We start from the raw sequence: 9,807 nt of genomic DNA, 5'->3' as shown, positions 1-9,807 counted from the left end.
CCCCCCCCCCCCCCCCCCCCCCCCCCCCCCCCCCCCCCCCCCCCCCCCCCCCCCCCCAGGGCGGTGACGTCCTTAAGTGAACGGTATGGCGTTCGGTGACGGGGCTGTGCTTGCGGCTATTTCTTGATTGGAATCCTGGGCAAAAACTTGGCCTTCTCTCCTCGCTGCACTTTCGCCACTTTTGTCTTGATTGACGGAATCGGCTCGCCGCCAAAATCAGAGCGGTAGGTCGATTGGCCACATTGCAATCCTTCATTGATCGGATACGCGGCTCCGTGCTCCTCGCTGTACGGTGCTCCCATTACCTTTCCCCTGTTGTCGAGGCCGCTACCGGCAATAACCCATTGCCTCAAAAATATTGGCCTTCCAGCCATGAGACTAGCCGGTCATCTACAGACTGCCGGTCCTTGCACCGCTTGGCCGACGAATGGAAGCTACTGTTTCATAAAGGAAACACTCACTGGGTACCACTCATCGTACGGTTCAGAACCCGTGCCACCTGGTCGGCTGAATAGGGTTTGGATAAGAATTCAAACCCTTCGTATCCACTGTGGGCCAGCTCTTCACTATAGCCAGAGGTCAGTACGACCGGCAGATCCGGGCGACGCTGGCGCAGTTCCTTGACCAAGGCCACACCGCTGATACCGGGCATCACCACGTCGGAAAATATCGCGTCGAACGCCATCGCGTCCGGGCCGACCAACTTCAGCGCCTCCTCGGCGTTGGTTGCCCAGCACGTTTCGTAGCCCAGGTCCTGCAAGATCTGGGTAGCGAAACGCCCGACTTCCAGGTTGTCTTCCACGATCAATACCCGCCGGCGGCTGCCTTTTTCCAGCAGCAGCTGCGTAGCGTCCTCCTTGCCGGGCTCGTGTATGACTTCGGCCTCCACTTCGGGGAGGTACAAGGTAAACACCGTTCCTTCGCCTACCACGGTCGAGACGTCGACGTTGCCGCCAGACTGCTTGGCAAAGCCGAATACCTGGGACAACCCCAGCCCCGTGCCTTTGCCGACCTCCTTGGTGGTGAAAAACGGCTCGAAAATATGCTCGAGTACCTCAGGGCTGATCCCGGTCCCCGTGTCCGCCAGGGAAATGGCCGCGAACGTCCGCCCGGCCCCGGCATGACCCCGGATCGGCGGCATGCCCTGGGCGCACTTGAGCCTGAGCCACAGTGTGCCTTGGCCGTTCATTGCATCCCGGGCATTCAGGGCCATGTTGATGATGGCGGTTTCGAACTGGCTCAAATCCGCACGAATGTAACAGGGCCGATCATCCAGCTCGACCACCACTTGGATACGCGCCCCCGTGACGGTCTGCAGCATGTCCCCCAGGCTCTGCACCTGCTTGCCCACTTCGAGGACTTGCGGCTTCAACGGTTGGCGTCGGGCGAAGGCCAACAACTGGCTGGTCAATTTGGCGGCGCGCTCCACGGTCTCGGAAACCGCGGTCATATAGCGCTGCCGGCGCTCTTCGGACAAATCGGGCATGCGCAGGAAGTCCACGGACGAGCGGATGATCGTCAGCAGATTATTGAAATCATGGGCCACGCCGCCGGTGAGCTGGCCGATGGCTTCGAGTTTCTGCGACTGGCGCAGCGCCGCCTCGGTCTGTTGCAGGCGCGTGGTGCGCTCCTCGACCCGTTGCTCCAGGGTCGCGTTGAGCTCGGCCAGCGCCGCCAGGCCATCGCGCACGGCGACGTCGGCACGGGCGCGCTCAATGTGAGCCCAGGACCGCTCCGTGACCTCCATCAATAACGCCAGATCGTTGGATGACCAGACCCGAGGGGTTTTATCGTGGATGGCCATCAGCGCAGTCAACCGCCCGCCCTTGATCAGCGGCACGCAAATGGTGGCCGCGATTCCGATGGCCTGGAATGTCGCCGCTTCATCCGGCGCCAGTTCCTTGAGGTTGTCGTTGATCACCAACGGCTTGCCGGACCGAAGATTGGCGACCGCCAGCCGACCGAAATCCGCCAGCCGATAATGCCCGACGATATGCGGCGAACCGGCCCTGGCCCAATCGCCGCGAATGGTGAAACCGTCTTCGTCCTCATCCATGTCCGCATAGGCGCAATTGGACAGGTTCAGATGCGCCGCCAGGATCCGCGCCGTAGTCGCCATGATGGCCTGCGGCTCGGTGACATTGGCGACGGCATTGCCAATGGCATCCAGTACCGCCAGGCGCTGGGTCATCAGTACCGTTGAGGTGGTCTCGGTAACGGTGTCCAGCATGCCCACGACCTTGCCGAACTGGTCGCGGATGGGGCTGTAGCAGAACGTGAAGTAAGCCTGCTCCGGCCCGCCACCGCGCTCGACCACCAACGGAAAATTCTCGATATAGGTCGCTTGCCCGTCGAATGCCGCGCGCACGATAGGCCCGATGTCGCTCCAGGCCTCCTGCCAGACCTCATCGAACCTGCGCCCCAGCGCTTCAGGCTTGTTGCCCAGGATCGGCAGGAACGCATCGTTATACAGCGTCACCAGTTCCGGTCCCCAGATAATGGCCTGGGGAAAATGCGACGCCAGGCTCAAGGCCACTGTCGTCTTCAGCACATCCGGCCAGCCCCGCGGCGGCCCGAGCGGCGTGTCCTCCCAACGATGGCGCCGCATCCGTTCGGCCATCTGCGCGTTGCTTTGCAGCCAGTCTGTCATTGCGATCGATCCTTCTGAGTCGCCAATACCATCGGAGGTAGCGCTTGTGACCTCAAGCCGCGGCGTATTATCCCGTATGAGGTGGGGATGGGCGACCGGATTGTGGGATAAGTCCGGGGGTAAATGAGCGTTGTAGAGGGGAAATGGCGGATGGGCTACGGAAACGTCCTACATAAGCGCCAAACTCTCCGGGGCGAGGGAGCTTGCTCCCGCTGGGGTGCGCAGCAACCTCCGAACAGCCTCAACGCGGCCTGATTGAAGTATCAACTTTTAGAGGGGCCGCTTCGCAGCCCAGCGGGAGCAAGCTCCCTCGCCACGGGGATTGCGTTACCACAGATTTCTCTTGTGCACTTCTCTCACCCGTGCCAGAGCGAAGGTCCTCAGGCTGGGGCCAGTGACGTAGACGTGCCGGACAGCCAGTCCCACAGTGACAGGTTGACACCGAAATTGCGGTTGAAATGACCGGGGCGCGTCGCTGGTGACGCCAAGTGTCTCGGCAACTTTTTCCACGAAGTGCACCCGACTCGTGGTGGCCGGTACCAGCACCTTGACTAACGAGCTCCCCTCAATGCACTGATGATAAAGGCATGCAGGCTATCGACTGCCTTGGAACCGCGAGATGCGCGGCTTCGAAGCACTGAAACATCCATCGGATCTATATGCCCGAGCCCTTGATCACTGCCCAGGACCTGCAATGAAGAAGGCACAGTGCACTGGGTAATCGCCGCAATCGCAATACCGCCTTCAACTGCCGCGATTTGCCCAGCAAGACTGGAGCTGTTGTAGACCACCTTGTACTCGCGCCCCAATAACACCAGCGAGTTGACCGCATAGCGCCGGGCCAGGCTGGCGCTTTCATAAACGGCAATCGGTATCGGGTCGCGCCGCCAAAGCTCGAACTGAGGCGACCCTACCCACACCATGGGCTCCTTGAAAAGAAAGGTGCCGCGCTGGGTCGAATCTCGGGAGATGAGTGCCAAATCCAGATCACCACTGGCCACACGCGGAATCAACGCGGTCGACTGCTCGCAATCCAGTTCTATTTCAACGCCGGCGTAGCGAGGGGCGAAGCGCTTGAGAACAGGTGTGAGGTACTTGGCTGCATAGTCCTCGGCGACACCCAGGCGAATGCGTCCGGATAACGCTTCCCCATGAAAAGCGGCTTGCGTCTCGGCATGCAGCGCAACCATGCGTCGCGCATACCCCAGAAGCGTTTGTCCGTCTGCGGTGAGCTGCAAGTGCCTCGGGCCACGACTTAACAATTGTCGTCCAAGCGCCGCTTCCAACTTCTTCATTTGCATACTCACAGCGGACTGCGACCTGTGGATTTCCAGGGATGCACCGGAAAGCGAACCTGCGTCCACGACCGCGACGAAGCACTTGAGCCAATCAATTTGCAGATCGCCTGCAGGCATCGCTCAACCCTCTATTCGATTATCGAATGATTAACGCGTGAATTATGCGCTTCTCTTTACCCCGGTTCATTAGCAACATCAGGCATCACCAATGTCTCTTCAGGGGAATCACATGCCTTTCGATACCTGGCTGCTTTACCTGCTGACATGCTTCGGCATCGCGGTAGTGCCAGGGCCCAACGCGCTGCTGGTCCTGACCCACGGCGCGCTTCATGGAAACCGCAAGACCCTGTTTACCATCAGCGGCGGTGTATTGGGTTTCATCGTGATGCTTTCGCTTTGTGCCCTGGGGTTGGGGGCGTTGATCCAGGCTTCATTGACCTGGTTCACGGTCCTGAAAATCGTCGGCGGGCTCTACCTGATCTGGTTAGGCCTGGGGCTGTGGCGGTCGGCGCCTGTTTCTTTGGACGTGACTAATGCCATGGGCTCCAATTCATGGTCACTCTTTCGCCAGGGTTTGCTGTCAGCGATTTCCAATCCAAAAGCGCTGCTGCTGTTTACGGCTTTTATCCCACCGTTCCTCGACCCCAGCAGAAACCTGATCGCCCAGACGGCGGCCATCGCGCTGACTTATGCAGTCGTGGAGTTCATCGTGGAATACCTGGTGGCCAGCGCCGCGTATCGGGTCAGGCCTTGGTTGGCTCGGGCTGGGCGTCGGTTCAATAAGGTCTGTGGAGGTTTCTTCATAGCGTTTGGCTTGGCGTTGCCCGTGCATTCTTGACGTGCTGAACGACCTCATACGGCGCGTAATGCCTGTCCGTCATGCTTTTGAAAAGTGCGCCGCAAGCACGGGCAAGTGATAGGAGGTTGAACTTTGTCCAGACTGTACTAGATTCCAGTTGATACTGAATTCCCTTGGCCTGTCGCATTCATTCCCTTGCTTGGCAATTGCAGCGAGCGGGTTGGTCTGGCTACCCTGAGTTGGAGCTGGCATGAAGGCTTATTTGATTGTCCTGGACAACAGCCAACACGTAATGATTGGCCGGGGAGGCTCAAGCGCCGGGGCTCAACGCCAGGGTTGGCATCTCCCAGGGGGAACAATCAACCAGGGCGAGACCGCGGCGGAAGCCGCCTTGCGCGAGTGTGCCGAAGAAACCGGCTATCCCATCAAGACGCTGCCTAAAGCCCACGTGAATGGACCTGTACAGCACGCCTCTTACTATGATCAGCATAATGCCAATGACAACCGCTCGTTTCTGATATTGACATTGTCCCAGCATCACACGGCAATTGACGCGAGTTTTGCTCAACGGGCGCGCCTCATGAGGTCCATCAGGCGCCCGGCCCACCCGCTCGACGAGCCATTCAACGACGTGATCTGGGTGAGCGCCACGGATTTCAATGCGCATCACAACACGCAGATGACGGCAGCGCATCATACGGACTGGTTCTCCGATCCACTGGACCTGTATTTCAATGATCCCTATGAAACTGCCGATCTTGATGATCACTGAGGCCTTCAAGGCGTCCAGATCCGGGATATTCCCGCATACATGAACATACCGCTCAGCTAGTGCGGATCGCGCAAACCTTGCGCGATGCAGTATTGCCCATAGCCTTGGGCACTTGCATCACCGGGCGCTCCAACGTTTCAAACCAATAAGCGTTGATGTTATCTGTAACCCTGCACAGTTTGCTTTCCTTCAATGGTGAAGGCTGACTTTTCGCTATCCGCATTGCAAGCTCATACCCGGAAAAACCGGACGACATGAGGACCTTCCTTTGCCCCAGAGTGATGACGAAGTCGATGTGCATGGGTGGTGTATCGAGGAGGCCGCTTGATGGACAAGCCTCGCTCCAACCTTATCGTCGGACTCATCCTGGCGGTGGTCGCGACGTTGAGCTGGGCTTTGAACTTCATCGCGCCCCACGTCACCGGTGCGTACACGATTTACGATCTGATGATCGTTCGATTCCTGATCGCCGGTACGTTGGGCTTGGGTGTCGTGCTGCTTTATCGCGCCCAGCTTCGCCTGCTGCGCCGTGAGCAGGTGCTTCTAGCGGCAGGCTTGGGCGTCATCGGTTATCTGGGCTATAGCGCATGCATCGCCGCCGGCATCATCTTTGGCGGACCGGTGCTGACCCCAGCCTTTATCGGCATGGTGCCGGTCTTGCTGGCGCTGCTCGGCAACGCCACCGCCAAAACCATTCAGTGGCGCAAGCTGGCAATCCCCCTGGCTTTTTTAACGGTCGGGCTTGTGCTGTCGAATCTCGGCGCTGTCCACCAGCCTGTTGCAGACAACGGCTCGTGGCTGATGGGCTTGGTATTTTCGATGGGTGCCGTGGCCTTGTGGCTGGCATTCAGTTGGTTGAATCAGCAAGCCTTGCTCAAGCTTGAGAGCAGCGCATCCGGAGCATGGACAGGGCTGATGATGGCGGGCGCCGGACTGGGTACGCTGTGTTTGTTACCGGCGGTGCAAGCGCTCGATCTGCTGAAACTGCCAAGCCTGGGCTTCAGTCTTGACGTTGCTGGCCGTTTATACCTTTGGGGCTTCGTGATTGCACTGATGTCGTCTGTCGTCGGGGCCTGGGCTTGGAACGCCGCGTCTCGTCGCCTGCCCATGGTGCTTTCCGGGCAATTGATCGCTCTGGAGTCGCTGTTCGCTACGCTGCTTGGCTTGTGGTTTCATCACCGGCTACCGACCCTCTCGGAAACATCGGGCCTTGCCGCAGTGCTGGTTGGAGTGGTCATGGCGGTTCGTATCATCCGGAACGCCGCTGAATCAAAACTCCGTCCTTCGGCCTGACCAGTGGGCGCTACTTCACCAATGGCGCTTGCCTCCATCGTGATGGCTTAAAGCGCGTCGCCTGGCACCCGGGGATGACTCTGGCGCTCCTGAAGCTTTTTCAGATGCTGCAGACGAATAGCGCCGTCCAGTTTTCTAAGTTCCTTCAGGGCTTTCGGATCCCACTCGACACCGTAATCAACGCCCATCAGCGATATCTGCCTCAGCCTCGCTGATGAGTTCATCAAGAGACACTCGGACAGGCGTTTCGTTGGTTTCGAGCCGCGGCTCCTTCAGAAATAGGTCGTTATTTTGGTTTTTTTGATGCGACGGGCAAGCACGGACCATCGCACCACCTAGGACCTCACCCCTTTCTCGCTCTGCGCAGCACATGCCTCGACTCCACCCGCAAGGGCAGAAGTCGAGGCACCTCGTTACAACGGCTAAATATTCAACCCACCACACACCCCTGCGGAACCTTCCCCGCAAAGCTATCCACCAGACTCGCCACCACCATCTCCCCCATCCGCGTGCGGGTCTGCAACGTTGCACTGGCGCGGTGCGGTTGCAGCACCACTTGCTCGTTGTCGAACAACGCCTCGGGCACGTTTGGCTCATCAACGAACACATCCAGCGCCGCTCCGGCGATGTCGCCAGCGGTCAGTGCCGCCACCAGGTCGGTCTCGTTGACCAGTTTGCCCCGCGCGACGTTGATCAGGTATCCGCCCTTGCCCAGCGCCTGCAGCACCTCGGCGTTGATGATGGCTTCGCCCTTGTCGGCGGCGGCGGCCAGGATCAGGGCGTCGCTGTCGCGGGCCAGTTGTTTGAGGTCGGCGACGAAGGTGTGGTTCAGGTCGTTCATCGATTGCAGGTCGGTATAGCTGATGGGGCAACCGAACGCGGCGGCGCGGGTGGCGACAGCGCGGCCGACCCGGCCCATGCCGACGATGCCGATGCGCATGCCGGACACCTGGCGAGCCAATGGCAGCGGTGCCAGCGGGGTCGGGCTCTGGGGCCATTGGCCGGAGCGTACGTAGCGATCCCCGGTGCACAGGCCGCGGCAAACGGCGATCAGCAGACCGATGGCGAGGTCGGCGACGTCTTCGGTCAGCGCGCCGATGGTGGCGGTGACGCGGATGCCGCGATCCCTGGCGTAGGCCAGGTCCACGGCATCGGTGCCTACGCCGTTGACCGCGACCACTTCCAGTTTCGGCAGTTGGGCCATCAGCGCCTGGCTGATACCGGTGTGCCCGCCGGTGATGACGCCGCGGATGTTGGCACCGTGCTCCTGCACGTACGCCGCTTTGTCAGTCTGTTCAAAGTAGCGACGGATGGTAAATAGCTCGTTGAGCCGGGTGTTGATTTCCGGGATCAGGATCGGACTGAGCTGCAAGACTTCTGGCTTCATAAAAACCTCATGTAGCGAATGAAAACGCCGACTCAACCGCGGCCGGCAAAAGGCATGGCCGTGGCCATGACCGTCATGTTCAGGACGTTGGCCGACAGCGGCAGGCCAGCGATGTAGCGCACCGCATCGGCGACGTGCTTGACGTCGACCATCGGCTCTACCGCGATGGTGCCGTTGGCCTGGCGCACGCCTTTGGTCATGCGCACCGACATTTCGGTGAGGGCGTTGCCGATGTCGATCTGGCTGCAAGCGATGTTGTATTCACGCCCATCCAGGGCCAGGGATTTGGTCAGCCCCAGCACCGCGTGTTTGCTAGCGGTGTAGGCGCTGCTGAGCGGTCGTGGCGTATGCGCGGAGATCGAACCATTGTTGATGATGCGCCCGCCCTGGGGCTGTTGCCGGCGCATCAGGCCGAAGGCGCCACGGGCGCAGAGGAAAACCCCGTTGAGGTTGGTGTCGATCACGTTGCGCCACTGTTCGAACGTAAGTTCATCCAGTGGCACGGCGGGTGCGTTGACCCCGGCGTTGTTGAACATCACGTCGAGGCGTCCATAGACTTCGGCGATGCTGGCGAACAGCGCATCGACACTGGCCGGATCGCGCACATCGGTGGGCACCGCCAAGGCTTCGCGACCCTGCCCAGCCGCCAATTCGACCAATGCCTGCAACGGCTCAGGCCGGCGGCCGGCCAACACCAGGGTGTAGCCATCTTCCATCAGACCCAAGGCCACGGCGCGACCAATCCCGCTGCCGGCACCGGTCACCAGCGCCACTTTCAATGTGTCGGACATGTTGTTTTCCTTCTTCCATTCAGTAAGTCCAGCGTCGGGCTCAAGGTCGTGGACCGACGCGCATTTCCAATTGGCCGATGCCGTCGATGCCTGCGGTGATGACATCTCCTGGCAACAGCAGATCGACGCCCGCCGGGCTGCCGGTCATGATCAGGTCGCCGGCCCGCAGCGCCACCGATTGCGAGATACGACTGATGATTTCGCTGACCGACCAGATCTGGCTGTCGAGGCTGTCGCGCTGGCGCTCTTCGCCGTTCACGTTCAACCACAACTCACCCTCGGGATGTCCCCCTCGCGAAACCGGCACGATGGGCGTCATCGGCGCGGCACCGTCGAACACCTTGGCGCCCTCCCAGGGCAGGCCGTTGCGCTTGGCCAGGCGCTGGACATCACGTCGGGTCAGGTCAAGGCCCGCCGCGTAACCCCAGATGTAAGCCTGTGCCTGGCTTTCAGGAATGTTGGCGCCGCCCTCGCCGATGGCGACGACCAGCTCGACTTCGTGCACGAACTCTTCGCTGACCGGCGGATACGCCACCTCCCCGACCGCGTCCACCACACAGCTTGCCGGCTTCATGAAGAACACCGGTGGTTGTCGGGACTGGCCCTGGGTGTCCGGCCATGGATAGTTGCGGCCGACGCAAAAGACCCGGCCGACGGGAAAACGCTGCTCGGTGCCGACTACGGGTAAGGTCACTGGCAGGTCCGGAGTAAAGACGTATTCGAGCATGTTCATCCTGGTAAAAGTCCTGTTGGAAATATCAGCGTACGGCGGCAAGCCTGCGTGAAGTTGGAGGAATGCCGCCTCGTGTTGGATTAA

The 9,807-nt window shown here is 60.3% G+C and carries 9 protein-coding genes and 1 pseudogene; 3 read left to right on the top strand and 7 right to left on the bottom strand.

The window, feature by feature from the left end; translation table 11 throughout:
- Positions 1-457 precede the first annotated feature (457 nt).
- Together ACLEJR_RS13745 and ACLEJR_RS13740 are read right to left on the bottom strand one after the other, a co-directional pair.
- A complete protein-coding gene (locus tag ACLEJR_RS13745; RefSeq protein ID WP_440814580.1) occupies positions 458-2,650 on the bottom strand; it encodes a response regulator in 2,193 nt (730 codons plus the stop codon).
- A 551-nt stretch (positions 2,651-3,201) separates the two neighbouring features.
- Positions 3,202-4,065: a LysR family transcriptional regulator gene (locus ACLEJR_RS13740; protein WP_440794038.1), complete on the bottom strand. Its 864-nt coding sequence runs from the start codon at positions 4,063-4,065 to the stop codon at positions 3,202-3,204.
- Between the two features lie 112 nt (positions 4,066-4,177).
- Between ACLEJR_RS13740 and ACLEJR_RS13735 the strand changes: the two genes are divergently transcribed.
- On the top strand, positions 4,178-4,786 hold the full coding sequence (locus ACLEJR_RS13735) for a LysE family translocator (RefSeq protein ID WP_440814578.1): 609 nt from the start codon (positions 4,178-4,180) through the stop codon (positions 4,784-4,786).
- 211 nt (positions 4,787-4,997) lie between these two features.
- The gene (locus ACLEJR_RS13730; RefSeq protein ID WP_440814576.1) at positions 4,998-5,519 is read left to right on the top strand and encodes an NUDIX hydrolase; all 522 of its coding nucleotides are present in this window, start codon (positions 4,998-5,000) and stop codon (positions 5,517-5,519) included.
- Positions 5,520-5,592: 73 nt separating this feature from the next.
- Here the strand turns inward: ACLEJR_RS13730 and ACLEJR_RS13725 are convergent.
- Positions 5,593-5,676: pseudogene (locus tag ACLEJR_RS13725) on the bottom strand (GNAT family N-acetyltransferase); the annotation flags it as partial.
- A gap of 170 nt (positions 5,677-5,846) precedes the next feature.
- On the opposite strand from ACLEJR_RS13725, the gene ACLEJR_RS13720 reads away from it, so the two are divergent.
- A complete protein-coding gene (locus ACLEJR_RS13720; RefSeq protein ID WP_440814575.1) occupies positions 5,847-6,812 on the top strand; it encodes a DMT family transporter in 966 nt (321 codons plus the stop codon).
- 47 nt (positions 6,813-6,859) lie between these two features.
- Here the strand turns inward: ACLEJR_RS13720 and ACLEJR_RS13715 are convergent, their stop codons facing one another.
- From ACLEJR_RS13715 to ACLEJR_RS13700, 4 genes are all read right to left on the bottom strand, one after another.
- The gene (locus tag ACLEJR_RS13715; protein WP_440814573.1) at positions 6,860-7,000 is read right to left on the bottom strand and encodes a type II toxin-antitoxin system RelE family toxin; all 141 of its coding nucleotides are present in this window, start codon (positions 6,998-7,000) and stop codon (positions 6,860-6,862) included.
- 242 nt (positions 7,001-7,242) lie between these two features.
- Positions 7,243-8,199, bottom strand: a complete 957-nt coding sequence (locus ACLEJR_RS13710) for a 2-hydroxyacid dehydrogenase (protein ID WP_440814571.1) — start codon at positions 8,197-8,199, stop codon at positions 7,243-7,245.
- Between the two features lie 32 nt (positions 8,200-8,231).
- Positions 8,232-8,990, bottom strand: coding sequence for an SDR family oxidoreductase (locus tag ACLEJR_RS13705; protein WP_440814568.1), 759 nt, complete (start codon positions 8,988-8,990; stop codon positions 8,232-8,234).
- A gap of 40 nt (positions 8,991-9,030) precedes the next feature.
- A complete protein-coding gene (locus ACLEJR_RS13700) occupies positions 9,031-9,723 on the bottom strand; it encodes a fumarylacetoacetate hydrolase family protein (protein ID WP_440814566.1) in 693 nt (230 codons plus the stop codon).
- Positions 9,724-9,807: the final 84 nt, after the last annotated feature.

The organism is Pseudomonas sp. SMN5, assembly GCF_052041925.1.
Lineage (GTDB): Bacteria > Pseudomonadota > Gammaproteobacteria > Pseudomonadales > Pseudomonadaceae > Aquipseudomonas.
This window is presented reverse-complemented; position numbering and strand designations above follow the sequence as displayed.

Bases quoted from the DNA above. Each gene is read 5' to 3' on its own strand.
- ACLEJR_RS13745 (WP_440814580.1), bottom strand. From the start codon at position 2,650: ATGACAGACTGGCTGCAAAGCAACGCGCAGATGGCCGAACGGATGCGG.
- ACLEJR_RS13740 (WP_440794038.1), bottom strand. From the start codon at position 4,065: ATGCCTGCAGGCGATCTGCAAATTGATTGGCTCAAGTGCTTCGTCGCG.
- ACLEJR_RS13735 (WP_440814578.1), top strand. From the start codon at position 4,178: ATGCCTTTCGATACCTGGCTGCTTTACCTGCTGACATGCTTCGGCATC.
- ACLEJR_RS13730 (WP_440814576.1), top strand. From the start codon at position 4,998: ATGAAGGCTTATTTGATTGTCCTGGACAACAGCCAACACGTAATGATT.
- ACLEJR_RS13720 (WP_440814575.1), top strand. From the start codon at position 5,847: ATGGACAAGCCTCGCTCCAACCTTATCGTCGGACTCATCCTGGCGGTG.
- ACLEJR_RS13715 (WP_440814573.1), bottom strand. From the start codon at position 7,000: ATGGGCGTTGATTACGGTGTCGAGTGGGATCCGAAAGCCCTGAAGGAA.
- ACLEJR_RS13710 (WP_440814571.1), bottom strand. From the start codon at position 8,199: ATGAAGCCAGAAGTCTTGCAGCTCAGTCCGATCCTGATCCCGGAAATC.
- ACLEJR_RS13705 (WP_440814568.1), bottom strand. From the start codon at position 8,990: ATGTCCGACACATTGAAAGTGGCGCTGGTGACCGGTGCCGGCAGCGGG.
- ACLEJR_RS13700 (WP_440814566.1), bottom strand. From the start codon at position 9,723: ATGAACATGCTCGAATACGTCTTTACTCCGGACCTGCCAGTGACCTTA.